Origin of the sequence: Marinomonas rhizomae (assembly GCF_024397855.1) — a bacterium.
In the GTDB taxonomy this organism is placed as follows: Bacteria; Pseudomonadota; Gammaproteobacteria; order Pseudomonadales; family Marinomonadaceae; genus Marinomonas; species Marinomonas rhizomae_A.
On the sequence record NZ_CP073343.1, the window covers coordinates 205,401 to 229,932 of the forward strand.

The 24,532-nt window shown below is 43.5% G+C and carries 22 protein-coding genes; 9 read left to right on the top strand and 13 right to left on the bottom strand.

The window, feature by feature from the left end; translation table 11 throughout:
- The first annotated feature begins 1 nt into the window (after position 1).
- The gene (locus tag KDW99_RS00865) at positions 2-820 is read left to right on the top strand and encodes a DUF547 domain-containing protein (protein WP_255827455.1); all 819 of its coding nucleotides are present in this window, start codon (positions 2-4) and stop codon (positions 818-820) included.
- On the opposite strand, the gene KDW99_RS00870 is transcribed toward KDW99_RS00865, so the two are convergent.
- On the bottom strand, positions 815-1,723 hold the full coding sequence (locus tag KDW99_RS00870) for a LysR family transcriptional regulator (RefSeq protein ID WP_255827456.1): 909 nt from the start codon (positions 1,721-1,723) through the stop codon (positions 815-817). The two genes, KDW99_RS00865 and KDW99_RS00870, sit on opposite strands and share 6 nt — an antisense overlap.
- A 129-nt stretch (positions 1,724-1,852) precedes the next feature.
- On the opposite strand from KDW99_RS00870, the gene KDW99_RS00875 reads away from it, so the two are divergent.
- Entirely contained in the window at positions 1,853-2,578 is a 726-nt protein-coding gene (locus KDW99_RS00875; protein ID WP_255827457.1) for a sulfite exporter TauE/SafE family protein, read from the top strand.
- Between the two features lie 2 nt (positions 2,579-2,580).
- On the opposite strand, the gene KDW99_RS00880 is transcribed toward KDW99_RS00875, so the two are convergent.
- The 4 genes from KDW99_RS00880 to KDW99_RS00895 form a co-directional block, all read right to left on the bottom strand.
- Positions 2,581-3,432 (bottom strand): ABC transporter permease, encoded by an 852-nt coding sequence (locus KDW99_RS00880; protein ID WP_205113132.1) that lies wholly within the window; start codon positions 3,430-3,432, stop codon positions 2,581-2,583.
- Positions 3,432-4,280, bottom strand: coding sequence for an ABC transporter permease (locus KDW99_RS00885; RefSeq protein ID WP_255827458.1), 849 nt, complete (start codon positions 4,278-4,280; stop codon positions 3,432-3,434). Before KDW99_RS00885 ends, KDW99_RS00880 begins: the two co-directional genes overlap by 1 nt.
- Before the next feature lie 115 nt (positions 4,281-4,395).
- Positions 4,396-5,544: an ABC transporter substrate-binding protein gene (locus KDW99_RS00890; protein WP_255827459.1), complete on the bottom strand. Its 1,149-nt coding sequence runs from the start codon at positions 5,542-5,544 to the stop codon at positions 4,396-4,398.
- A 16-nt stretch (positions 5,545-5,560) separates the two neighbouring features.
- Complete coding sequence (locus KDW99_RS00895) at positions 5,561-6,634, bottom strand: ABC transporter ATP-binding protein (protein ID WP_255827460.1); 1,074 nt, start codon at positions 6,632-6,634, stop codon at positions 5,561-5,563.
- A gap of 185 nt (positions 6,635-6,819) precedes the next feature.
- Between KDW99_RS00895 and KDW99_RS00900 the strand changes: the two genes are divergently transcribed.
- The 4 genes from KDW99_RS00900 (at position 6,820) to KDW99_RS00915 (ending at position 10,014) form a co-directional block, all read left to right on the top strand.
- Entirely contained in the window at positions 6,820-7,617 is a 798-nt protein-coding gene (locus KDW99_RS00900) for an MBL fold metallo-hydrolase (protein WP_255827461.1), read from the top strand.
- Entirely contained in the window at positions 7,614-8,675 is a 1,062-nt protein-coding gene (locus KDW99_RS00905; RefSeq protein WP_255827462.1) for a LacI family DNA-binding transcriptional regulator, read from the top strand. The genes KDW99_RS00900 and KDW99_RS00905 overlap by 4 nt, the downstream gene beginning before the upstream one ends.
- Positions 8,665-9,435, top strand: a complete 771-nt coding sequence (locus KDW99_RS00910; RefSeq protein WP_255827463.1) for an inositol monophosphatase family protein — start codon at positions 8,665-8,667, stop codon at positions 9,433-9,435. Before KDW99_RS00905 ends, KDW99_RS00910 begins: the two co-directional genes overlap by 11 nt.
- A gap of 63 nt (positions 9,436-9,498) precedes the next feature.
- The gene (locus KDW99_RS00915) at positions 9,499-10,014 is read left to right on the top strand and encodes a YgjP-like metallopeptidase domain-containing protein (RefSeq protein ID WP_255827464.1); all 516 of its coding nucleotides are present in this window, start codon (positions 9,499-9,501) and stop codon (positions 10,012-10,014) included.
- 73 nt (positions 10,015-10,087) lie between these two features.
- Here the strand turns inward: KDW99_RS00915 and KDW99_RS00920 are convergent, their stop codons facing one another.
- Both KDW99_RS00920 and KDW99_RS00925 read right to left on the bottom strand, forming a co-directional pair.
- Positions 10,088-10,753, bottom strand: a complete 666-nt coding sequence (locus tag KDW99_RS00920; protein WP_255827465.1) for a 7-cyano-7-deazaguanine/7-aminomethyl-7-deazaguanine transporter — start codon at positions 10,751-10,753, stop codon at positions 10,088-10,090.
- A 192-nt stretch (positions 10,754-10,945) separates the two neighbouring features.
- Positions 10,946-11,443, bottom strand: a complete 498-nt coding sequence (locus KDW99_RS00925; RefSeq protein WP_255827466.1) for an HPP family protein — start codon at positions 11,441-11,443, stop codon at positions 10,946-10,948.
- Between the two features lie 114 nt (positions 11,444-11,557).
- Between KDW99_RS00925 and KDW99_RS00930 the strand changes: the two genes are divergently transcribed.
- Positions 11,558-12,112, top strand: coding sequence for a TetR/AcrR family transcriptional regulator (locus KDW99_RS00930; RefSeq protein ID WP_255827467.1), 555 nt, complete (start codon positions 11,558-11,560; stop codon positions 12,110-12,112).
- Positions 12,113-12,136: 24 nt separating this feature from the next.
- On the opposite strand, the gene KDW99_RS00935 is transcribed toward KDW99_RS00930, so the two are convergent.
- The 4 genes from KDW99_RS00935 to KDW99_RS00950 form a co-directional block, all read right to left on the bottom strand.
- Positions 12,137-12,994: a PA4780 family RIO1-like protein kinase gene (locus KDW99_RS00935; RefSeq protein ID WP_255827468.1), complete on the bottom strand. Its 858-nt coding sequence runs from the start codon at positions 12,992-12,994 to the stop codon at positions 12,137-12,139.
- A 105-nt stretch (positions 12,995-13,099) separates the two neighbouring features.
- The gene (locus tag KDW99_RS00940) at positions 13,100-14,008 is read right to left on the bottom strand and encodes a hypothetical protein (RefSeq protein ID WP_255827469.1); all 909 of its coding nucleotides are present in this window, start codon (positions 14,006-14,008) and stop codon (positions 13,100-13,102) included.
- Between the two features lie 614 nt (positions 14,009-14,622).
- Positions 14,623-15,696, bottom strand: a complete 1,074-nt coding sequence (locus KDW99_RS00945; protein WP_255827470.1) for a GGDEF domain-containing protein — start codon at positions 15,694-15,696, stop codon at positions 14,623-14,625.
- Between the two features lie 90 nt (positions 15,697-15,786).
- Positions 15,787-17,040 carry a DEAD/DEAH box helicase gene (locus KDW99_RS00950; RefSeq protein WP_255827471.1) on the bottom strand — a complete coding sequence of 418 codons (1,254 nt, stop codon included), beginning with the start codon at positions 17,038-17,040 and terminating at the stop codon, positions 15,787-15,789.
- A 301-nt stretch (positions 17,041-17,341) separates the two neighbouring features.
- On the opposite strand from KDW99_RS00950, the gene KDW99_RS00955 reads away from it, so the two are divergent.
- Together KDW99_RS00955 and KDW99_RS00960 are read left to right on the top strand one after the other, a co-directional pair.
- Positions 17,342-19,012: a GGDEF domain-containing protein gene (locus tag KDW99_RS00955; RefSeq protein WP_255827472.1), complete on the top strand. Its 1,671-nt coding sequence runs from the start codon at positions 17,342-17,344 to the stop codon at positions 19,010-19,012.
- A 416-nt stretch (positions 19,013-19,428) separates the two neighbouring features.
- A complete protein-coding gene (locus KDW99_RS00960) occupies positions 19,429-20,400 on the top strand; it encodes a carbohydrate porin (RefSeq protein WP_255827473.1) in 972 nt (323 codons plus the stop codon).
- Between the two features lie 235 nt (positions 20,401-20,635).
- On the opposite strand, the gene KDW99_RS00965 is transcribed toward KDW99_RS00960, so the two are convergent.
- Both KDW99_RS00965 and KDW99_RS00970 read right to left on the bottom strand, forming a co-directional pair.
- Positions 20,636-22,021: an MFS transporter gene (locus tag KDW99_RS00965; RefSeq protein WP_255827474.1), complete on the bottom strand. Its 1,386-nt coding sequence runs from the start codon at positions 22,019-22,021 to the stop codon at positions 20,636-20,638.
- 101 nt (positions 22,022-22,122) lie between these two features.
- The gene (locus KDW99_RS00970) at positions 22,123-24,528 is read right to left on the bottom strand and encodes a glycoside hydrolase family 3 C-terminal domain-containing protein (protein WP_255827475.1); all 2,406 of its coding nucleotides are present in this window, start codon (positions 24,526-24,528) and stop codon (positions 22,123-22,125) included.
- Between the last annotated feature and the right edge of the window lie 4 nt (positions 24,529-24,532).

Below are 24,532 nucleotides of genomic sequence, written 5' to 3' on the forward strand. Positions count from 1 at the left end.
GATGATAAAGCTTCGTTTATTGGTTTTAACGTTATTGAGTGTCTCCTTCGCTGGCCTGTTCAGCGCTCAGGTGATCGCGGCAAATACCTTCGATCACAGTCAATGGGATGCATTGCTAAAACAGCATGTGTTGCCGCTCAATGGCGGTCAGGCAAGCCAAGTGGATTATCAAGGCTTTGCCGATGATAAGGCGCAACTGGATCGCTACTTAGCGGATTTGTCTCAAGTAACGCCCCCTGAGTTTGATGATTGGCCTAAAGACGAACAATTGGCGTTTTTGATTAATGCGTACAATGCTTGGACGGTGGATTTGATTCTTACCCAGTGGCCGGATTTGGATTCGATTAAAGATCTCGGCAGCTTTTTTAGTTCGCCGTGGAGTAAGTCTTTTATTCCGCTATTAGGTGAAACGCGATCTTTGGATGACATCGAACATACCTTGATTCGTGGTTCAGATCGTTATCAAGACCCGCGCATTCATTTCGCGGTGAATTGCGCAAGTATTGGTTGTCCTGCACTTCGCAATGAAGCTTATACGGGCAAGCATTTAGATACTCAGCTAGACGAACAAACGCGACTTTTCTTGCAAGATCGCAGTCGAAATCGAATAGATAATGGCAAGTTAGCGCTGTCTTCTATTTTTAAATGGTATCGAGAAGACTTTGAAAAAGGCTGGAAGGGCTATTCATCGTTGGAGCAGTTTTTAATCGATCACGCAGCGGATTTGTCTTTAAACCCTGAAGAGATTCAGAAGCTTAAAGACAAGGATATGACCATCCGTTTTCTAGATTACGATTGGGAATTAAATAAAACCTCATAGCTCGTTTTGTGTACTGTTAGAAAAGCTTTTCATCATTTCCCAGAAAACATTCGCTTGCGAACTCTGGGTTTGATGGCGTAAGCGAATCATAAAAATGGGCAGCTGATTCTGTGAGGTGAAATTTTCCACTTCAATTGGCACCAGCTGCCCGTTATTCAATTCTGTCTGAATGCAATGCTTCGGCATGCGTGCCCAACCAAGCCCGTGTACCAACAAGGTTTTCTTCGCTTGAAAGTCGTTCACATACCAGCGCTTACCTGTTGGTAAAACGTACCTGTGGCCATTTTCTGAGGCGTTGGCCGTGGTGTCGTTGACCAGAATTTGGGGAATGGCGTACAAGGATTGTTGCTTGATCTTGGTGTCGCTGGTGTTAAGCGTGGCGAGTAATTCTGGGCTGATCACAGCAATCATAGTGATTTTATTCAGTTCGATAAAGGCGTGTCTGTCATCAAGCCCGTATCTTGGGCCAATGGCGATTTCGCATTGGTTCTTGGCGAGCTTTTCTTGCACACCGTAAAGGTGATCTGTGGTGATGTCTAAGGCAATATCCGCGTGCTGGCGCTGAAAGGCTTTGATTCGTGACATGCAGTTATCGTCTAACGCCATTTGGCTTAAACAGAGTTGCAGTGGCGCTTCTGTGCCTTGGGCGAGGTCATTGCCTAAGTTTTCCAGTTGCAGAGCCTGAGACATGAGTTTTTGGCTTTGCAGGAAAAAGGCATGGCCTTCAGGTGTCAGCGTCGGCCGATAGCTGTTGCGGTCGAACAATAGAAAACCAAATTGCTCTTCTAGTGCTTTTACGGCCGCGCTAATGCCTGGTTGTGTTTTGTGAATAGCGTCTGCGGCAGAACGAAAACTGCCCGTTTCGACCACGGCAATAAAGGCTCTTAATTGATCCAGTTTCATAATGGCCTCAAGATGATTATTAATTCGAATAGTTTTGATAATAAAACGAGATTATTTATTGTTCATTATTTGCCGTATTATTGCACGCATAAAACGAGTCATGTCGTGAGATATTTGAAGGAGTGAAACGTGGATACTACGATTATTGTGTTGTTTCTGGCTGGATTGATTACCGGCTTTTCTAAGTTTTCTGTTGGCGGCATGGGGTTGCTGGTGTTGCCCATTGTGATGATTGCTGTCCCAGGGCCTGAGGCGTTAGCCATTTTATTACCTCTGTATATTATTACCGATATTATGGCGGTGTTTAGCTACCGATCTAAAATCGCTTGGTCTGTGTTAGCGCGCTTTTTGCCTTTGGCTTTTCTCGGGGTGTTTGTCGCCAGTCATTTCCTCGCAAACATTAACGCGGAACAGTTTGTGAGTTTTCTTGGTGTGATGATACTTGCCATGATTGCGCTTGGATTATATCTGGATTACCGCCCAACCTCTTTTATGCAGAAGCCGATCGCGGCTTATTCCATGGGGTTTATTGGCGGGATTGTGACCATGATGGCCAACGCAGCGGGACCGATATTTAGCTTGTTCCTATTGGAGCAAAAGCTGGATAAGAAAACCTATGTTAGTACCCGCGCGTGGGCATTTTTCATTATTAACGTGGTAAAACTGCCATTTTATATCAGCCTCGGCTTGCTTTCAGTTGAGAGCACAAAAACCAGCTTATACGCAGTGCCTGGATTGGTTATAGGTTCTTTCATCGGCTACTACGTATTAAAAAAAGTGAACCCAATCCAATTCAAATGGTTAATTCGCATTATGTCGACGGTCGCAGCCTTGAAGCTGTTTCTGTTTTCATAGTGTTACTTGCCTAGTTTAGAGAGCATCTCAGGTTTCATAAATTTGTGAATGATGACCATAAATAGGATGGACGGCACAAGCAGGATCAATGCGGTGATTGAGGCTATCTGATAGTTCCCTTCCATACTGGCGGTGTATAGCAAGAGTGGCAATGTGCTGATATTCGGCGAACCAACAAAGAAAGTCCCGGTAAATTCGTCTAATGACTCTAAGAAGACAAAAATACAGCTGGCGATTAACCCCGGTGCTGCTTGTGGTAATACGATATGAAAGAAGGTGTAGAAAGGCCCTGCCCCCAAATTCCGAGAAGCACGCTCTAGCATTGGGTCAGTTGATGAAAATGCTGCGACACTGATCCATATAGAAAACATCAAACCATGAACACTATGGACTATGATCACACCTGGTAAGGTACCGTTTAAGCCAAATTCATAAAACAGCCGAGCGATGTTCATGTACACGGTTAGATTTGGAAATGCTTGAGGAATTAAAAACAGTAACATCCAAAAAATACGTAATGGCATACTGCGTTTGGAGAGAGCATAGCCCGCCGGAATTGAGACGATCATACAAACCACCACGGTTAATACCGCAATCAGTAAGCTGGTAAATAATGAACCAGACACATCGCTATAAGGGTTAAATACTTGCTGCCAATATTTGAATCCCCATTGGCTTGGGAGCGCATGAGGAAAGTACCAACTCTCCGTTACGGTCCAAATCAGTAAGTTCATGATAGGGCCAAATAATGCCAGTGCGAGCAATAAGATAAAGACACATTGCAGCCAAAAGCTGAACCGCAAAGAGCGAATGTTGAACTTGTCTAGCAAGGCTTTATGTTGTGGATAGCTCATTAGTTAGCCCCTTTTTCTTTGAGATTTTGGCGCAGATAAAACCAAGCTAAGCCAGCGCAAATACAGTAAGACACCAAGCCTAGTGCGTTCGCTACGTGATAGTCGCCATAAGAATTGATGCGGAACGCCATGTCTGCCGTCATCATGGTAGGTGAGCCTGTGCCTATCATCAGTGGAACGGATAATACGGACATCATGGTGACAATGGATAACACCATGGCAACGCCTAAAGTCGGAATAATTTGTGGCAAGATAATCTGAAATAGAATACGCAAACGTGACGCGCCTAAATTGCGAGCAGCACGGATTTGAGAGTCGTCCAAGGCGGCCATGGCGCCAGAGATTAACAAGGTCGAAAAGGCTAATTGCTTCCAGACAAAGGTAATAATGATGCCGCTCCAGCCAAGGAAAGACACGGTGTCCATGGGCGTTAGTAAGCCAGAAGCGACAAAGGCATTATTCATTAAGCCATTTTTCGCCAAAAAGGTGCGCATCATTTGCGCGGTGACAATAAAGGGAATGAATAAAGGCAAACGATAAAGAAAGGCCAGTGTTTTCGTTAAAGAACGAAAAGGCGATAAAGTAATCAAAGCGGCGATGGTGATGGATAATACCGCTAAAATGACGACCGAAATCAACACAATGATGATGGTAAAAAGGATGTCATTTGAGTAAAGCTCAAAGGCTTTGTTTAAATGGCTGAGAGTGATACTGCCATCATCTAATGTAATAGCTGAATAAAGCGAAAATCCCAATGGGTATAGAAAGAAAATACCGACCATGAGCGCGGCTGGGGCGATTAACCAAAGAGGGTTCTTTAGTAGGTTGTGTGATGTCGTTTGACGCATGTTTATTTCCAATGACCAACACAAGAGAAAATGGCCCCGAGCAGAGTAATTCAGAAAATTTGTGCTCAGGGCTTATGTTGAGCGAGTACTTCGCTCAGTGGTTTAGCTCACAAAACTAGTTAGAAACGTTTCGCTCGTAGCCTTCTTTGATGTCATCAAAGTACGGCCCAATCGGGAAGCTTTTTCCATATTTAGATAAATCGTTCGGTGTGATTTCTGCGAACAATTTTTCCCATGTGGCTTTATCAAGCTTGGCTTCTACATAATTCGCATCAATGCCTGGATACCAGTTGAACTGCTTCACAATACCGTTGGCTTGAATTTCTGGGCTGGTGGCTAATTCAATGAACTCGCGAGCCAGTTGAGGGTGCGCAGCTTTGGTTGGCGTCACGTAGTACATTGGTTGTCCCGGCATACCTGGTGCAATCAAAGAGAGTTTAAGCGATGGTGGAATCTTGCCTTGCTCTTTCCAGCTATAGAACATGTCGACCCAAACTGGCCCCATAAAAATCTCACCACGGTTTAGCATGTCTAACGTGCCTGCGTTGCCTGGTGTGAAAGTGATGTTCTTGTTGAATTCTTTTAGTTCGGCAAAGGCCTTATCCCAAGACGATTCGACGTTTTTATCATATGGCGTAGAAGACAATTTTTCTGCATCTGTGCCATAAGCATAAATCCAACCGGTTACGAAGCTAACGCCAGACATGCCGTTTTTAATGCCGTTGTAGCCGAAAGATTTAGGGTGTTTTTGCGTCCACTTAACCAATTCGTCATAAGATGTTGGTGGGTTTGTAACGAAATCACTGTTATAAGCGATGGCGGTTTGGCTATGAAACATAGGCATAACGTAACCATCAACATTAATGCCGAGGGCATTTTTCGCACTGTCTCGGGACACCATTTTGCCAGTGTTAATATCACTGCGATACTTTGCAAGCAGTCCATCTTCAACCAATTCGCCACCAATTTTTTGGTGTACAACGGCCACATCAATGTCCCATTTATCCAAACCGCTGTCATTTTGCGCCGACAGCTTTTCCATGATTTTGTGAGAACCCGCATCACCTGGCCCTGTGCCAACTACGTTCACTTTTACACCCGGGTGCGTTGCTTCAAATTTAGGAGCAAGGTAGGTTTTTACGTAATCCACCATGTTTTGACTGCCGGCAGAAGCCACGTTCAGTGTGGTGTCTGCGTAAGCAAAAGTTGAAAATTGAGTAAGGCCGACAGCGGCAATTACGGCGATATTCGTTTTAGTAAACATGATTCATCCTCATTGATTAAACAGTAACGGCATGGTTTTTTTGATGTTCGGCATGTTCTACGTTTTTAGTGAAAGCATGCAGAGCATCGGTGGGAACGCATAAAGTAACGGGAGTATTCTCAGGTAGATTCTGGTCGTGATCTGCCTGTATGGTGTGCTTCCCGCAGCGCACACTAATTTGGTAGTTGTTGCCAAAGAACACACTTTGTTCGACGTGGCCGTTGATCACCAAGCCCGTATGGAAGTCATCTTCGTTTGTCGTCGGTTGAGTGGGCAGCAGCTCTGTATTCTCACTACGAAAATAAATGTCTAATGGAGTGGCATGGTTACTCAGGTTTAGACGGAAAGCGTCGTCGTTAGTGGGCCACTCGATATGGTTTTCTGCTCCCATAAAGTCGGCAACGAAGGGCGTACTTGGGTGATGATAAATTTCTTCTGGTGTACCGATTTGTTCGATTTTGCCTTGGTTTAACACGGCGATTCGGTCCGCCATGACCAAGGCTTCTTCCTGATCATGGGTGACTATGAGTGAGGTAAAGCCAAGTTGTTTCTGCAGGGCTTTGATTTCATGGCGAACGCTTAGCCTTACCTTTGCATCAAGATTCGAAAGTGGCTCATCGAGAACCAGCACATCGGGTCTGATCGCCAACGCACGAGCCAGAGCCACTCGTTGACGCTGCCCTCCTGAAAGGGCGGTGACTTTTTCATTTTCTAAACCTTCTAACTTAACGATGCTTAGTAGCTCGGTCACTCGGTTTTCTATTTCTACTCGTTTGGCTTTTTGAACTTTTAGTCCATAACCGATGTTCTGCGCAACGGTCATGTGGGGCCAAAGAGCGTAACTTTGAAAGACCATGGTAATGTTGCGCTTTTCGGCGGGAAGTTGAGAAACGGCTCGGTCACCGGCAAAAATTTCGCCATTACTGACAGGGACGAAGCCACATAAGGCATTGAGTAGCGTGGTTTTTCCACAGCCAGATGGACCGAGTAAGGCAATCATCTCGCCTTGCTCAACGGTTAAATTGATATTGTCTAAAATCAATTTTTTGCCGTAGCCTGCCTGTAAGTTTTTTATGTGTAAGTGCGCCATGCCTTCTCTTTTCTCCAAACCGATAAAACGAGTATCGGTAGGATTTTTGAAGTTTTTTCAACAAATGAACACGTGTTCAGTGTTTTGTAAAAAAAATGCAATCTCTAACCGACATTATGGTGGCCTACTTTGTCGGATCTTTATGACAATTTAATTAAGCTAAAAAGACATCTTGGTGAGGCAGTATGAAAATTGACGTGATTGGCAGTGGTAGTGCGTTCTCTAAACGCAACAATACCTCCTCGATTAGAATTATAGATTGTCAGCAAAACCAATGGCTTATCGATTGTGGGCCAACGGTGCCACGTGCGATTTGGCAGAGAAATATTGGTGTGAATGATATTCAGGTAATTTATTTTACGCACATACATCCAGACCATAGCTCAGGTTTGGCCGCGTTGATTAATCAATGGAAAAGCTTCAAACGAACGGAGCCTTTGACTATTTTTTGCCAAGCTGAGCAGCAGCAGCCTCTAAAAGCGCTGGTGGAATTGGCGGTGTGGCCGGAAACTCACGTGTGCTTTGAGATTCATTGGCAGGATATTGCGGACCAATTCGAATGGAAGCACTGGCACATCCGCACAGCGAACACTCAGCATGAAATGGCGAACAAAGCGATTCGAATTACGGCCGATGACAAAACCTTATTTTACAGTGGTGATGGTCGTCCTACTGCTGCTAGCCAGTCGTTGATGAAAGATGTGGACATGGCCTTTCAGGAATGTGCGTCTTTTGAGGCTTTATCTAATGACTCCTCCCATGGGGATTTGCCCGGTTGTGAGCGCTTGCTTGTGGACACTGGTGCTAAGGCGTTGGGGATTTATCATTGTTTTGATGAGGCGATACCGAGTTTATTGCAAGCCGTGAGGGATATTCCTGACATGTTTTTGAGTCGAGATGGTCTGCAATTGGATTTAGACGATATTGATTTTAGTCGACATGCCTTTGATTCTCTTTCAATAGGACAAGGAGGCAAGATGTGACCGATTCTCGAGGTGGCCGATCTGTGTCTGCCGAAGATGTTGCGAAACTTGCTGGCGTGTCTCGTGCGTCTGTGTCTCGCGTGTTTAGCGATCAAGGCAATGTGGCTCGCGAAACCCGCGAAAAAATATTACAGGCGGCGAATGAGTTGGGTTATCAAGTTAATTTTTTGGCTCAGGGTTTAAACCGTAAACGCAGCCAGTTAGTGGGTGTGGTGGTGGCGCGCTTAAGTGATCCTTTTCGTAGCAGTTTGCTTGAGGGCTTGTTGAGTGAAATTCAGCGTAAGGGCTATCAAGCCCTCGTTACAGAAGTACGTGATGCGGACGAATTGGAAATGACCATTCGGCGCTTTACGCAATTTCGTGTGTCGGGAGTGGTCGTCACATCCGGCCAGCCACCAGTGGAATTGGTTAAAGAGTGCGTACAACATAATATTCCTGTCGTCGGCATTAATCGTCATATGGATATCCCAGATGTGGATTTTGTCTGTTCCGACAATAAAATGGCAGCCGTTCTTGTTGCGGAGCAGTTTGTGCGTTGTGGCTGCTCGTCTATTGCTTGGCTGAATTATAAAGACTCTACTTGGTCTGGTATCAACCGTGGTGAGATGTTTTGTCAGGCCACGGCTGAGATAGGTCTATGTGATGAGAGCGATTTACTTCATATTGTCGCCGACATGGATGGATACGAAGGAGGAAGGCAAGCAGCTCACGTTTTTTGTGCTGAAGGTGGGAAAGTCGATGGTGTGTTTTGTGCTAATGCTCAGCTGGCCTGCGGCTTTTTGGATGGGATGCGAGAAAATGGCTTTGATGCCCCCCAAGATTTTCACATCATTGGCTTTGATAATACGCCGCAAACCGCGCAATACAGTTATCGCTTGACGACGATTCATCAAGATGTCGAGGAAACCGCGAAGCGTGTCTTATCTTGCTTGGAAGCCAGGGGGCAAGATCCCTATATTGATCAAACTATAGAAGAAATACCGGTCAAATTGGTGATTAGAAATACCTCGCCAGACTTTGAATTGACCAGCATAAGGACAAAAGAACATGCAAGATAGCTATCAGATTTTAGAAACCGCAATTAGAGCGGCTGGCAAACGTGCTCAAAGCCTTCGTCAGTCTGGATTGTCAGTAACCACAAAAAGTCGGCAAGATTTTGTCTCTCAGGCAGATGTTGCGGTTGAAGCAGAGTTAAAAGAAGTGATTCGAGGCCTATTCCCAGACGATGGTTTTTTGGGGGAAGAAAGTGGTCTGGTTCAGGCTTCAAACCCAGAAAACAATGGAGTCTGGGTGATTGACCCTATTGATGGCACCACTAATTACGTTCAAGGTATGGACTATTGGTGTGTTTCCGTCGCTTATGTAAAACACAAAGAAATCCAGATGGGCTTTGTTTATGCGCCGGATAGAGAGGAGTTTTTTATTGCCAAGAAAGGTCAAGGTGCGTATTTGAATGGCGTTCAATTAACTATTCATGAGCCTAAAAAAGGTCAAGCACTTCTGGGATTAGGGCGGTCTAATCGCCGACCAGTACAAGAATATTGTGATCTTATCTTGATGTTGGATAAACAGAATATCGAATACCGACGCTTTGGTGCGGGCGCTCTCATGCTGGCTCATGTGTCATCTGGGCTGGTTCATGGCTATTTTGAGTCTCATCTAAACAGTTGGGATGCTTTGGCGGGCTTGCTGTTAATCGAAGAAGCTGGCGGGCGAGCGACAGACTTCCTTAAGAAAGATGGATTGTTAAACGGTAACCAGGTTTGGGCTGCGAGCCCACAGCTGTGGCAAGACTTGAGACCACTGTTAAGTTCTTGAATGGTGTTTTTTCAATAACTCTGCGAAGATTGTCGGCCTTAAAATACGTGATCGATAGAGTCTATGAGTCAGAATACTGGGTTTACAAACTATCTTGGCGCTTACAGCGCACAGATTCAACAGCAAGCACAAACCTTGTTGGACTCGGAGAAGTCTGGTGAGTGGTTATTAAAAAAATACCCAGTAGCTCACACCTTAAATGGCCCTCGAGCTTTGTATGATTATGCGATGGCTTTGAAGAACGATTTTATGCGCAGTTCGCCGCCGATTAGCAAAGTCATTTATGATGACAAAATCCATATTATTAATAACGCGCTTGGGTTACATACTTTTGTCTCTAGAATGCAGGGCAACAAGCTAAAAGCGAAACATGAAATTCGTATCTCATCTTTGTTTCGGCGTATTCCTGAGCCATTATTAAAAATGATCTTGGTACATGAACTCGCGCATCTTAAAGAAAAAGACCACAACAAGGCGTTCTATAAGCTGTGTTGTTATATGGAAGCGGACTATCATCAACTGGAGTTTGATTTGCGCTTATATTTGAGTCATCGAGAGCGATTCGGCGACTTATGGTAAGTCATTGAAAGGAAGTGGAGAGCGAACATAAAAAAGGCCTATTCTTGATCAAATAGGCCTTTTTTAAACCATTTTATGCGTTGGCTAGTTTGAAATCTGACTTAATCGCGGTGAGCTTTTTCGTTAAGTAATTCAATAACACGCCATACATCGGAATAAACAATCCAAGACTGATAATCAGCTTAAAGCCGAAATCAGCTAGTGCAATAGCTTGCCAATGTTCCGCCATAAAGGCATCTGGGCTTTGATAAAAAGCGATCCCAAAGAATGCCAAGGTGTCTAATCCATTGCCAAATACGGTTGAAGCTGCAGGAGCGACCCACCATGCTTTTAACTGGCGAAGTCGATTAAATACCTGAATATCAAGAACTTGACCTAGCAAATAAGCCATTAAGCTTGCTATGGCAATACGGCCAACGAACTCGTTGAATGATGAGAGCGCTCCGAGGCCTTGAAACTGTCCCTGCGCAAAGACTACCGATAGCACATAAGACACGATTAACGATGGAATCATCACTAGAAAAATGATTTTTCGCGCTAAAGCAGCGCCGAAGATTCTAACGGTTAGATCCGTTGCCAAAAAGATAAACGGAAAGGTAAATGCCCCCCATGTGGTGTGAAAACCCGCCACAGTAAAGGGGATTTGTACTAGATAATTGCTTGAAGCAATGATTAGTAGATGGAACATTGCAAGGTAGCAGAGTGCCTTGCCTTTTTGCTCAGATGTGAACGTACTCATATTGTGACCTTTTTCGTTTGCTTGGGGTGAGGGAACCCAAATTAAAAAGCTCGCTTTTGAATGACGAACTTTCAGCGTTTTCTATTTTAGGCATTTGACCATAAGGTCAAATGCGGTGCGGAATTATACATGAAACGCTTGGTTAAAAAAGAGCCAGCTGTAAAAAATCCTGTAAACCACCGGGTATCTCGTTTATTTAGTGGGCTTGATTGGATAGCCAATGCGAGAGACCCAGTTATGATAAAACCAACCAAATAGAATAATAAGCAGGCAGCCAGATAGAACCGGTGAAAGCAAAAATCCCCATGACGCATTGATTGATAATACTAGAAGCGGATTAGCGCCTGCTGGCGGGTGTAGTGTATTGGTTAGCATCATCAAGGAAACACCAACGCCAACACTTACGGCCATTGTAAGTGGAGTCACGTCCCAAAACTGTAGACTAATCAGCCCTATGGTTGTCGTTAGTAGATGGCCACCTAGAATGTTTTTGGGTTGAGCCAATGGGCTATTTGGTAAAGCAAATAAAATGACCATGGTCGCGCCAAAAGGAGCCATGATTCCAAGATACTCTGGTGCAAATTGAGCACCTTGAGCAATCATAAATATGCACAGGGTTGCTCCTATTCCTGCCAAGCCGATAGTGAAGTATTTTGATTGGTAAGATGATCGAAAAAATCGCGATAGCATGACTGTATTCCTTTAAGTTCTAATTAATAAGAAGTAGACTGATCTGTCTCTCAAATAGTAGACAAGTCTGTTCACCCGTGTCAATATTCATTTTCGGTGAGGGAGAAGAGAGAAGTGACGAAACCTGATTTATTAATCCATACGGCGTTTAAGCTTTTTTATCAACAGGGCATTCATGCGGTTGGAATCAACGCCATTTTGGCTGAAACAGGTGTGGCGAAGAAAACCTTGTATCATCATTTTGCGAGTAAAGAAGCATTGATAGAGGCGGTATTGATCTATCGTGACCAAATATTTATGGATTGGTTAACGGCCCGAATGATGTCGGCTGGCGATGGTAAATTCGCTGTTTTAGGCTTGTTTGATGCGCTAGATGACTGGTTTCACGATAGAGTGGATGTATTGCTTCCCTTCAAAGGCTGTTTTTTTGTCAAAGCGAACGGTGAATTTTCTGATCACATGGTGAACGACATTTGTCAGCGCCATAAGCAAAATATAACGTCTTTTATCCAAGCAAATCTTGTCGGTCATTCATCGGAATTATCTGCAGTTGATTTAGCGCAGAGTATCAGTGTGTTGAAGGAAGGAGCGATTGCCCAAGCTTACGTTGCAGGTGACTTAGATGCGGCCAAGAGGGCAAAAAATATGGCTGTTACCCTCTTGGGATAATAATTCAAATCTGTACCTGATTGATCAGTCTTCATCCTCTGAGCTGTTGATGCGAGCCAGTCTATCTTGCTCTTCTTCAAAGGCATCTTGGATTTCTTGTAAAACAGAGTCCACATCCGCTTCTTCGGTGGGTTCTTCGAAGTGGCCGGTTAACTCTGTGTGTGCGGTTAGCTTGCCTGCTTCAAACAGTGCCCACATTTCTTTGGCGTATTTGGTTTCCAGTAGTTCTGGCGCAAACATTCCGTAGTAGTTGCGCATGTTGTTAACGTCGCGTTCGAGCATCCACTCAGCATTATTGTTTGCAACAGCGTCAACGGCTTGAGGAAGGTCAATGATGACAGGGCCATGAGAGTCCACTAAGACGTTGAATTCCGATAGATCACCATGAATTAAGCCAGCAGACAGCATGCGGACAATGTCTTTAATAATGGTGTCGTGATCTCGTCTAGCTTGCTCTGCGCTAAGCACAACATCATTCAGTCGTGGGGCAACGTCGCCGGTATCATCGGTGACCAGTTCCATCAATAAGACGCCATCGAAACAACCATAAGGCGTAGGGGCGCGCACACCCGCAGCAGCCAAACGGTACAATGCATCTACCTCGGCGTTCTGCCAAAGGTTTTCTTGTTCATCGCGACCAAACTTAGAGCCTTTTTCCATCGCTCTAGAGCGACGGCTATTACGCACTTTTCGGCCTTCACGGTATTGAACGGCTTGCTTAAAGCTGCGTTTACCAGCGTCTTTATAGACTTTTGCGCAACGGATTTCTGATCCGCAGCGCACCACGTAGACAGTCGCTTCTTTTCCGCTCATTAATTGTTGAAGAACTTCGTCTACTAAGCCATCTTCGATGAGTGGTTGTATTCTTTTAGGGATTTTCATGCGGCTCGTTATACAGTGATTAGATGACAAATGAAACTACCAGAAATACAAAACAGACTTTCTCTCTGGTATAGCGAATTCATTTCGACCTTTTAACTAAAAAAGCTATTGGTTGGAATCTCGCTTTTTATATTCATTCCTTACTAAATGCTCAACCATCTCGTTGATTTTCATGTTTTTTTCTTCAGCTAATGCGTTTAACTTTTGCTTGGTGTTGAGCGTCATGCTGATGCTGTATGGTTTTCTGCCACTCGATTTCTCACGAAACTTTTTCTGGCTCCAAGCTTTTTTCATTTTATCAATAACTAACGCTTTACGGTCTACGTTATCAGATAAATCAATAGTAGCAATAACCGCTGCTTTTTTCTCTGCTTCTGTGGTCGGAATCCAAGCTTGTTCTAAAGGTCTTTGGGTGATGTTTTGCAGATAAGACCAAGCCCATATCCATTGGACCGAATTATTTTCTTCAAGCCAAGATACGATCGTTTCATCAAAACGAATTTGCTGCCATTTTGCTTTCAATGCTTCAAGTAGCTCTTGTTGCTGTTGTGTATCGGCCTCGCCGTTATAAAAAGCATCCAAAATATCCAGATGCCTATCTGCAACATTGTTTCTTTCTGTATTGAATGCTTTTTCAGAGAGTAATGAAAATAGGGGGGCTTTCGTTTGGTCTTGCTCTGATTCTGAAGCTGGGCGTTTGGAGGTAGTTTTTAAGTAACACCACAACCAATTGCATAATCTTTCGTCTTTTTTATCAATCCAACGAAAGTAAGTGGAAGGGAGCTGGCTTGCTTTAAACGCGGTACGCATTTGGGAAGCAAAATTCTGTGGCGCGCGCTTTTTGTTAATTAAGTTTTCTAATTCTCCATTTAGTTTTTTTACTCGTTCCGCTTGAGAATGTCCGCTTAAATTTTTTAAAGACGCACTTCGAATGTTTTTTAATAAATAGTCAGAATAAAAAGCGAGCTCTCTTTCTGACGAGGGGTCAAGAAACTCTGTGTTGTCTCCAATCATTCCTCTTATTCCTTTTTGATATTTTATTATTCTTTATTTTCTTTTATTACTGCGTAGTATTTACCGTAAATATTACGTGTATTTTCGTAACCTTACAATAATTTTACAGTGAATTTGTTGATTTAAATCGCTCTTAAATTGTTTTATTTTTAATAAAACTGTCTTAATTGAGGTTTGGTTTTTCTTAGGTGAAAGCCAGGTTTTAGGTATTGAAGTGAGTTGTGAGAAAGGCGGGAGCGTTCTGGTTTTGTGTGGCGAATGATATTGGGTTGAGCGGTTCCACACTTAATTTTGGGTAGGGCTTTTGAATATATTGAGGTTACTTAATGTATAAATAACCTTATATATCAATAAGGTTTTTATATCTTTCTATTAATCTCTTTGGGTGTAATTCCTCGCCGCTTGCGGTGCTAATAATGATAGCCAAGATGGTCATTTCGCCTTCGCGGGAATGACGTATGGTCATAACTTAGTGTTATCCAATGAAACACAGATACCTCGCCCCTTAGGGCAAGGGTGGTTCATTGTTGCAGGGATTTAGTGTATTAGGGTGGGGAGGTTAGTACCTATTTGTTGTTTTGTTCGTATGGAAAAGTTTAGATAAAGACGTTCGCTTAAACTTGGGTTGCTCGAATGGTGTTGCGACCGGATTGTTTGGCATCATAAAGATGATCATCCGCGACTTTGAAGACGGCTTCTTTTGAGGAGGCTTCATGAGAGTGGCCTATGCCAATACTGACCGTAATATTGGTAATATCGTCGATGACAAGTTGGCTGACTGCCACTCTTAGGTTTTCGGCTAGGGTCATGACTTGCTCAGGTGTTCTATCTAAAGAGAGAATGATAAATTCTTCTCCGCCCCAGCGCCCTAGTATGTCATTTGGATGAATGGTTCGACTTAGTTTGCCAGCGATACTGGTTAGAACTTTGTCGCCAATAAGGTGGCCATTAAGGTCGTTGACCTGTTTAAAATGATCAATGTCGATGATGATGATTGCGTAATTCTTCTTTTGTTCCGCTGAATCAAGGTTAAGCTCATTAAACACCTTCTCAATTCCGCGTCGATTTAGTGCTCGGGTGAGTACATCTATATATGCAAAGTCTTCAAGCATGTCTGCGCGAGCGATAACTTGGTCTGTTTTAACTCTTAACTTGATAACCGTCCACAACAAGAAAATGTAGATAGCGTGAGCTATAGCCATGTTTAATGTGACAACAAGCGCTTCGCCGGTAGTATGGTTTTGTATCAGAGCAAAGTAATGGCCTGTAATGGTTGCAACAAAAACAATAGCGGTTGCTGGAGCGGCCTTTTTGACGTCAAGAAAAAGATAGACGATGACGTAATTTAGTCCGAGCCACTGCGCCGAGTTAGAAAATTGGCCATTACCGGGTAAATGGTGCCAAATACTGCAGCTTATTAAGTAACCTGCAACAACGAGATAGGCAAGATAATGTAAGCTCTGCTGATTGGGGCGTGAAAAGCTAATTAGGTAAATCAGAATAAATGCGGTTATACATATTGGATAAGAGAAGGCGTCAAATACTGCGATAATACCGCTGTAAGCATCAATTGCCCAGATTGCGCTAAATCCTAAAATACCAACAATCAACAACTGACGAAATAAGGGAGGAGAAATTTGAGCCGTGCTCAACGGTTGGTCAGTATTTGTGTGGGGTTTAATGGTCATTATTGGGTTTCTAAAATAAGTTGTATGGGAAGTACCATTTCCCTTGGTAACGGCTTTTGCAGAACTATAGCAGAGAATATCAATATAGGGTTAACGGCGACGGCGTGTCTTTGGCTTTTTATCTCTTGAGGGCGAAAGGCCCAGTGCTTTTGCTCGTAACGCTTTTTTAGATGGCTCGCGTTTCTTTTGTGAGTTGGCGGCTTTGTTAAGGTCAGGTTCAAACCCGGGCACCCACTGGACAATGAATTGTTCATCAACCAGCTTTTCCACGTCGGTTAGTAAGTAGCGCTCTTTTTCTGATACGAGTGTTACAGCAAGACCTGCTGCACCTGCGCGCCCCGTTCGACCTATACGATGAATGTAATCTTCGGCATTGTATGGCAATTCGTGATTGATAACGTATTGCAGCTGTTCGATATCAATGCCTCTTGCAGCAACATCCGTGGCTACAAGAGCACGAACTTTGCCATTTTTAAAATCGGCTAAGACGCGATCACGTGCCCCTTGGGATTTATCTCCATGAATGGATTGAGTGGTAATACCGTCCTTTTGCATTTCTTTGGCTAACTCGTCTGCGCCTTGCTTGGTTCGAGTAAAGATTAGTACTTGTTGCCAGTTTTTGGATCCTATGAGGAACGACAGTAGAGCGCTTTTTCTGTCTTGATCAACTGCGTAAATAGTCTGCTCTACTTTAGTGGCAGTGGTATTTCGGCTGTCCACTTCAATTAATTCTGGGTCCTTGAGTAATGTTTTGCTAAGCGCAAAAATGTCGTCATTGAAAGTGGCTGAGAAAAATAAGGTTTGGCGTGACTCTGGTAATTTCTTCAATATTCTTTGAATATCAATGATAAATCCCATGTCGAGCATTCGATCGGCTTCATCTAGGACTAAAGTTTGTAGGTAGCTTAAGTCAAGGAGGTTTTTCATGATCAGTTCAAGCAACCGACCAGGAGTAGCAACTAATACATCACAGCCTTGTTTAAGTGCGTCAAGCTGAACGTTTATGCTGGCACCACCATAGGCGACAACTGATTGAATTGATAAGTTTGCGCTGTATTTCACGAAGCTGGCATGAACCTGTTGTGCCAACTCGCGAGTCGGTGTGAGCACCAATACTTGAATACCTTGGGCATTATTTGAGTTTTGCGTTTGCAGAATGTGGTGTAGAAGCGGTAAAGCAAAAGCCGCTGTTTTTCCTGTTCCTGTTTGAGCGCCAGCCATGAGGTCTTTTCCAGCGAGAACGGCTGGAATCGCAGCAAGTTGAATGGGAGTTGGATTTGTATAACCCAATTTTGTGACTTGCTGAGTGATGTCGTGATGAAGTTTTAAAGACGCAAAGCTCATGGAGGTCTCGCTTATTTTTGAAGTGCAAATTAAGGGCGTTATTGTAGCACTTTGAGCTCGTGTCGGAGTTGGTTTTTTGATTCTCTGGTTGGTGGAATTATTACCAAATTAGAAAAGCAAACGTTTCTTGTGTAGGGTTGTAAAAGAAGAGGCTTTTATAGTGACTTATTTTTACAAAATAGGTCTATTTTTGATGGCTAATAAGTGTTCCATTATCAGGCTGGTATGCAGTGGCTCATTTTTTGCTAATGAAATGAGTGTTTTGTCAGTCTTTGCTTTTATTAAATGGAATATTGTAGACATGGCTATTAAGTCGCGCTTTTTGATATCGACAACTGTCATTTTGGTGCTTACAGGTTTTTTTTCTTGGCTTTCAATGCGCGTACTGGCAGAAGATATTATTGTGAGCTGGGTTGGACGCTATGCAGAGAAACAGGTTCAATATGATAAAGTGCGAACTTTATTGCCTCTCATCCAAGAGGTGGCCTTATCCAAAGAATTTGCCGAGCTTGATTCACTAAAAGCATGGGCTAAACAGCCTTTTAATGAAGTTCTAAAGAAGCAAACGCTTCAAGATACGGAAGCATTTCGACATCGCTTTTCAGATAAATCTTACTTTATCGCTTTAAAAGGAAATGAGCATTACTACTATAGTGATGGCAAGCAAACATCGAATTCTGAACTATATCGTTACACGCTTCACCAATATAACCCTGACGATGCATGGTTCTATCAAATCATGGAGAAAAAGCTTAACTTGCATTTGAATGTAAATCCAGATGTTGAGTTAGGGCTGATAAAGTTGTGGAGTGATGTTTTAATCCGAGATGGCGAAGATGTTTTAGGTGTGGTGGGAACGGGGTTGGATCTTTCCGCTTTTTTGCATCAAATGATTGAAAAACAGGATATTTATTCGGCCATTGTCTTTACCAATGAAGAAGGCTCTATCCAGCTTTATCAGCAAGAAGAGTTAATTGACTACTCCTCTTTAACAAAACAAGCTCAAAAGAAAAGTTTGGTTTTTCAGCTGTTAGATGATTCGCAATCTCGTACACAGTTAAAACACAGTTTGGCGTTAGCGAAAGAGTCTCCCAATCGAGTCAATACGGCTCCTGTATATAAGGATGGTGTCCGTCAGCTCGCCAGTGTTGTTTACATTCCTGAAATTGATTGGTTTCAAGTAAACTTTATTGATATCAATGGCTTTCTTCCTATGACCGAGTTTTCAGGTCTTCTAATTGTGCTGTTTATTAGTCTAGTTTGTGCCTTGATTGTGTTTTATGTATTGCTCAACTTGATCGTTATTAAGCCATTAGCCGAGCTAGATCTATCCATTCGAGCTTTAGGGAAAAACTATTATCAAACTCCGAAACTAAGCCGCTTTGCAGGCTTGGAGATTAAGAAATTGGTGTTTCACTATCACAAAATATCGACCTCTCTTTTGGAGTATCAGCAAGAATTAGAAGAAAAAGTGGCTGAACGAACTAAAGAGTTGAGCCGTATTGCTAGGCTTGATCCTTTGACGGAGCTCTACAATCGCCGAGGCTTTGAGTTGCATTTGACGGAATATATGCAGTGTTGGCAGCAAGATAACCACGCATTTGGTCTTATCAATGTGGATGTTAACCAGTTTAAATCAGTGAATGACCTGTATGGGCATGCTGCTGGTGATTTGGTGCTGCAAAAAACTGCGATTTACTTAACCAACATTGTAGGCGACAAAGGTGAGGTGGCCCGTTGGGGTGGGGATGAGTTTTTGATACTGGCCAAACAAGATGATTATGAGGACCTAGCCGCGATATCTGAGCAACTGCAAAACGGTCGAGAATCGCTTGTTATCAAGGTTAATGAGCAAAATATTACGATTCGATTTAGCGTCGGCAGTGCATTGGTTGAAGAGGGTGATACATTAGAAAGCCTATTACACCGAGCTGATAATGCTATGTATGCGGTGAAGTTTAATCGTCAGTAATAGAGGCAGTATTTCAAGCACAAATCCCAGCTATATGCTGGGATTTTTTTTGCTTATTAGAGAGTGATTAATCACAGCTTTGTCTTGTCCAGATGTCTATTTTTTTGATTTTTACAAAATTACATAATCAAGTAATTTAAATTCATAAAGAAAGCGCAACCTTCCATCAGTACACATTTATTTCTTAATGATTTAAGTTTAAAAATAGCTGTCGATATCGGTTGTATTTAAAAGCTATAAAAAACAACTAGTTAATTTTGCGCTTTAAAATTTTAAAAAATTAAGTAAAAAATAAGAATTATTATCGTTGTTGCATTGTTGTAATAAAGTTACCTAAATGTATTATTAATTGCGAAAACACACGTTTTTATGAAGCTCTAATTTAAATATAAAAATAACATTTGGGTCTGAAAATTATGAAAAAATCTATCTTAGCTACTGCTATAGTTAGCAGCATTCTATCCGTTAGCGCCGCTCATGCCGCTCCTTCCTTTGACGGAAATTTCGAGTTGAACACTGACGCTATTTCTAAAGCGGAAGGTGATTCTACATACAAGCAAGATGGTCGCCTTGAGCTAAACGTGACAGGCAGACACACAATGGGTGATAACTTCTTCGCAGGTAGAGGATCTCTTCTTATTAAAACAACGGGCGACGCCGTTGTTGATGATGCTTACATCCAATTTGGTAATAGCACTTGGGATCTCCAGGCGGGTCGTTTTGAGGCCGTGAACCTGTTCCCAAAAGGCAAAGATACCCTCATTGAACACGTGGGAGCGGTAGATGTTTATGAGGCGAACCTTGTTCGAGGTCGCGAAGGTGATGAGGCTGGTCAGTTTGCCCTACACTTTAATGCCAATGATAGCGTTAAATTTGAACTTGCCACGATTTATGGCGATCCAAATATCGACGATGATACCAGCACTGTTGATAATACGACAGCTATCTCCGGTGTTCGACCTTCTGTAACCTTTGCCGCAGGTGATGCCACTATTACCGCGGGTTATGAAAGCCTTAAGTATGATCTAACTGCAGGTGGTGAGGTCAAACAATCCGGTTATGCCGTCGCTGCTAACTTTGATGTAGCCGCTGCGAATGTTAACCTTGCCGCAACGTTCGGTAAAGATCATGAAACCGATGAAAAAGTTACCTCAATAATGGCAAACATGACATATGGTAACTTTGGTTTGGGTGTGATTTCGTCTTCTGTTGATGATGGCGCGAATGATCCATCATTGTTAACAACTTACGTTGCCTACACAATGCCAGTCTTGGATATTGAAAATGCGACAGTGACCTTGGCGGGTTCTTATTCTTCGGCTAAAGATGTTGGTACGGCGAATGACAAAGTGACCGCTGCACGAGTTCGATTTAACTATGGCTTCTAGCGTTTAGTTAAAGGTAAGGGCAATATTGTTGGTTACTCCCTTTTCTGGTGATATTGCTCTTCATCGTGGTTTCTTTTCTGCTTGGTTTTTCTTTTAATACGATTTACCTAATTCCAATGTAGACGCCTTTCATCGAATAATCGGCGTCTCATGCATCTTTACGTTATGAAACATTCCCACTCTGACACCATGGTTAAAAAAATGAGCCAAAGCGCCTGAGTGAGAAGAGGATGAGTTACTTAGCCGTTTCAAATAGGTTTGCTTGCTGGCTCTCTTCTGCGTTTAGGTCATCATGTTTTAAATCAGCGAGCACTTTATCGGTTAACTTATAGCTGTATAAAAAGATAACTAGACCAATGGTCGCACCAATTGCATTACCTAGGTTGAGTGCATCCCACATGCCTTGAATGACTTGTGGCGATTGCTGAACGACCACACCGCCAGTGGATTCAACAAATCCGACCATAGCGAGATACCCCATTGCAATAGCGCCACCAACAGCCGTTGTCGCTTTATTAGCGAAGGTTTGAGTAGCAAAGGAGACGGCTTCAAGGCGTTTGCCTGAGCGTATATAGCCATACTCAATACAATCGGCAATGAAAATACTTGGCATAATCAGCGTGACGCCAAGCGCAATGGCTTTAATCATGGTTAGGACAATGAAGGCTTCAATATGTTCGTAACCTATCATCCAAGTAATCACTGACAATATCGCAAGAGCAGCAGAGGCCCAAGCAAATGTGGCGATTTTGCCAACCTTACGAATGCCAATGGGCACTAACGGAGAAGCCAGCATGGCCGGGCCAATCATAGCGAAAAGGAACAAACCGGAAAGAGACGGGTCATTAAAGACATCCCGTGCAATGTAAGGCATTAAGGTGAAAGCAACGTTAGATCCGCCAATAAAAACAAAGGCAAGGATAAACATCAGCAAGTACTTATTGCCAGTGACCGTACCTAATATTTGTTTAAGGGTAGGGACTTCTTGCTCTACTACATGACGTTCTTCCACTTTGCGTATGGTTAACATCAAAATCATGGCTGTTACGCACATAATGACCGCCGCTAAAGTCCATTTTCCACCCAGTTTTTCGACCAGCCAAGGTGCGCTAAGCATGGCGATGACCATGCCGACAAAACCACCAAAACGCACAAAAGAATAAATGACATTTCGCTCATCTTTATTTTGTGTCATCACTGAACCGATGGCGTAAGCGGGCGCATCCGATACGGTATACAGCATCCCCCAGCCTACGTAGGTTACGAAGGCGTATGTAACACGAAGCCACATTGGTTGTTCTGCAATATAATCGCCAAAAGCAAATATCAAAACGGTAGCAAGCGGAACCGCCCAAGCGATGGCGTTTACCCAAGGCTTGAATTTACCGCCTTTAAAACGGCTTCTTTCTACCATAATGGAGAGTATCGGGTCATTAACCGCATCCCATACTCGGGCTAACAGAAAGATGATACCCACTGTCCCTGCGGATAAACCCAGTACAGAGGTGTAATAAACGCTGATAAATATAGTCACAAACATAAAAATAATGTTTTGACCGGTGAAAAATGTGTAATAGCTAAGCCGTTCACGACGACTGGTTTCATAGTTTGTGTTGGACATCTTTGCCTCTTTATTTTTATTGTTTATCAAGCATGCAACCGCCATTACGATCCGATGATGGAAGTAATGACGGTATGGTTAACAGCGTCTAAAATGGCTTTTTAGACGCTTGTTTCCTTTTCATTTAGTGAGGCAATAAGCTGCAAAATCTGACCTTCAGAATATTGCTGACTATTGAACACAGGTAAATTACGTAATGGCATATCCGCCACCATGGATTCCGCCATCAGACGATCGGCTTCCGCTGCAGAGTCATTCTGATCGCCGCCCATCATTTGGGTAAATACAGCAAGCATGCCTTCAAATAGAGGTTTACCTAATGGTTCGTTGGCAATGTCTCCCAAGGTTGAATTCACCGTGTAAGGCGTAATCGGTGTGGGTGTTGGGATGTCGTAACCTAATAAGGCTCTAAAAGCTGCGTCGTTGAAGTCGCGTTTCGCAGGATCAAAATACGTAGCCAAAGCGGGGTTAGGTTGCTCAGCTGCGATGTCGGTTTCTAAGGTGATTATGGCGGTGTCTCGGATGTCATTAACAGAGGAGCCAATGTGAATCTGGTAGTCTCCGCTTTCGGTAACCCAAGTAGCCTTTTCTTTATGCCAGTAGGCAAAGGCTCGATAATCCAGCTCAAACTCGATTTCTTTACTTTCACCTGGCTCTAAGAAAACCTTCTCGAATGCTTTTAGTTCTTTGGCTGGGCGAGGTTGAGAAGGGGATTTCTGTCCCACGTAACACTGTACAACTTCCGCGCCAGCTTTATCGCCCGTATTGGTGACAGTGATTTGGAGCTTAATAGCGTCATTTTCTTTAAATGGTGAGTGATCGCCACTTAGCAAGGTTAAATGGTAATAAGTGAAGCTTGTGTAAGACAAACCGTGACCGAAAGGGAAAAGTGCTTTCGTGCTGGTGGTGTCAAAATAGCGATAGCCAACCCAAATTGCCTCGCGGTATTGCACTTGCTTGGTGGTGCCGGGAAAGTAAGTTTGGCTCGGCGTGTCGTCCAGGTTTGCTGGGAAGGTTTCTGCTAATTTACCACTGGGGTTTACCTCGCCAGAAAGCACTTTAGCCACCGCTGAAGCACCAGCTTGTCCGCCTAGGTAAGCTTCCAGTATGGCGGGTACCTTGTCGACAAATGGTAGAATGACAGGTGCGCCATTTTGCAGCACAACAACGGTTTTGCTGAGCTGTTCGTCAAGCTCGGCGATTAGGTCTAGTTGCACCTGTGGCAGGTTTAAGTGCTGACGATCAAAGCCTTCAGATTCGTATTTTGGCGTCAGTCCTGCAAATAAAAACACCACGTCTGCTTGTTTTGCTAATTCAATGGCCTTGGCGATTTCCGCCGTGTCTTCTTTATCATTGAGATGGTAGCCAGCGGTGTAACTGACATTGTCGGCACCAAACTGTTTTTTGATTTCGTCGAGAGGTTGCTCTAACTTGAATGGATTAATTTTGGAGCTGCCTGCACCTTGGTAGCGAGTGTTGTTGGCTAATGCGCCAATCACGGCGATTTTTTTTCCTGCGGCAACCGGCAATAAATCATCATTTTTTAGCAGCACGCAGGTCTCTTCCGCGATTCGCGCAGCGAGTTCATGATGAGCACTTAGGTCGGCTTTTACCTTATCGCTTTCTAAAGACGCTTGTGATTTCAGAATCAGTTCCACTACACGAGCAACAGATTTATCTAAGGCTTCCATCGTCAGTTGACCGTTTTCAATGGCGGCAATAATCTTTTGGGTATTCATATCGCCAGAGCTTGGCATTTCTAAATGCTGGCCATTTTTGACGCCTTCTACGCGGTCGTTATTTGCGCCCCAGTCAGTAACAATAATGCCTTCAAAGCCCCATTCTTTGACTAGAATATCGTCGAGTAATTGTTTGTGCTCGGCGGCGTAGGTGCCGTTTATTTTGTTGTAAGAGCACATAACCGTCCAAGGTTGTGTTTGCTTAACGGCTTTCTCAAAAGCAGGCAGATAGATTTCACGTAAGGTTCTTTGGTCGACAATGGCATCGACTGTCATGCGACAATGTTCATGATTGTTCACTGCGTAATGTTTCAGGCTGGTACCTACGCCTTGGCTTTGTACGCCTTTGATCCAAGCGGCAGACATGTTGCCAGCCAGTAATGGGTCTTCAGAAAAGTATTCGAAGTTGCGCCCGCCCAATGGGTTACGTTTAATATTGGTGCCAGGGCCAAGCAATACAGACACCTCTTCAGCGCGACATTCTTTGCCTAGCGCGACGCCCATTTCTTCAATCAGCTTGGTATTCCAAGATGCAGCAAGCCCCGACGCGGTTGGGAAACAGGTGGCTTTTACCGCTGCATTTAGACCGACATGATCACCTTCCCCGGATTGTTTACGCAGGCCATGTGGGCCATCTGTCACCATGATGGAGGGCAGGTTTAAGCGTTCAATTCCATGTAGGTTCCAAAAATCCTTGCCGGTACAGAGCATGGCTTTTTCTTCTAGGGTTAGTTCGGCTAAGAGTTGTTTTATTTTTGTATCACTCATCGTT

Bases quoted from the DNA above. Each gene is read 5' to 3' on its own strand.
- KDW99_RS00885 (WP_255827458.1), bottom strand. From the start codon at position 4,280: ATGCGTCAAACGACATCACACAACCTACTAAAGAACCCTCTTTGGTTA.
- KDW99_RS00915 (WP_255827464.1), top strand. From the start codon at position 9,499: ATGAGTCAGAATACTGGGTTTACAAACTATCTTGGCGCTTACAGCGCA.
- KDW99_RS00965 (WP_255827474.1), bottom strand. From the start codon at position 22,021: ATGTCCAACACAAACTATGAAACCAGTCGTCGTGAACGGCTTAGCTAT.
- KDW99_RS00940 (WP_255827469.1), bottom strand. From the start codon at position 14,008: ATGATTGGAGACAACACAGAGTTTCTTGACCCCTCGTCAGAAAGAGAG.
- KDW99_RS00970 (WP_255827475.1), bottom strand. From the start codon at position 24,528: ATGAGTGATACAAAAATAAAACAACTCTTAGCCGAACTAACCCTAGAA.
- KDW99_RS00955 (WP_255827472.1), top strand. From the start codon at position 17,342: ATGGCTATTAAGTCGCGCTTTTTGATATCGACAACTGTCATTTTGGTG.
- KDW99_RS00910 (WP_255827463.1), top strand. From the start codon at position 8,665: ATGCAAGATAGCTATCAGATTTTAGAAACCGCAATTAGAGCGGCTGGC.
- KDW99_RS00935 (WP_255827468.1), bottom strand. From the start codon at position 12,994: ATGAAAATCCCTAAAAGAATACAACCACTCATCGAAGATGGCTTAGTA.
- KDW99_RS00890 (WP_255827459.1), bottom strand. From the start codon at position 5,544: ATGTTTACTAAAACGAATATCGCCGTAATTGCCGCTGTCGGCCTTACT.
- KDW99_RS00950 (WP_255827471.1), bottom strand. From the start codon at position 17,040: ATGAGCTTTGCGTCTTTAAAACTTCATCACGACATCACTCAGCAAGTC.
- KDW99_RS00870 (WP_255827456.1), bottom strand. From the start codon at position 1,723: ATGAAACTGGATCAATTAAGAGCCTTTATTGCCGTGGTCGAAACGGGC.
- KDW99_RS00880 (WP_205113132.1), bottom strand. From the start codon at position 3,432: ATGAGCTATCCACAACATAAAGCCTTGCTAGACAAGTTCAACATTCGC.
- KDW99_RS00895 (WP_255827460.1), bottom strand. From the start codon at position 6,634: ATGGCGCACTTACACATAAAAAACTTACAGGCAGGCTACGGCAAAAAA.
- KDW99_RS00900 (WP_255827461.1), top strand. From the start codon at position 6,820: ATGAAAATTGACGTGATTGGCAGTGGTAGTGCGTTCTCTAAACGCAAC.
- KDW99_RS00865 (WP_255827455.1), top strand. From the start codon at position 2: ATGATAAAGCTTCGTTTATTGGTTTTAACGTTATTGAGTGTCTCCTTC.
- KDW99_RS00925 (WP_255827466.1), bottom strand. From the start codon at position 11,443: ATGCTATCGCGATTTTTTCGATCATCTTACCAATCAAAATACTTCACT.
- KDW99_RS00920 (WP_255827465.1), bottom strand. From the start codon at position 10,753: ATGAGTACGTTCACATCTGAGCAAAAAGGCAAGGCACTCTGCTACCTT.
- KDW99_RS00960 (WP_255827473.1), top strand. From the start codon at position 19,429: ATGAAAAAATCTATCTTAGCTACTGCTATAGTTAGCAGCATTCTATCC.
- KDW99_RS00945 (WP_255827470.1), bottom strand. From the start codon at position 15,696: ATGACCATTAAACCCCACACAAATACTGACCAACCGTTGAGCACGGCT.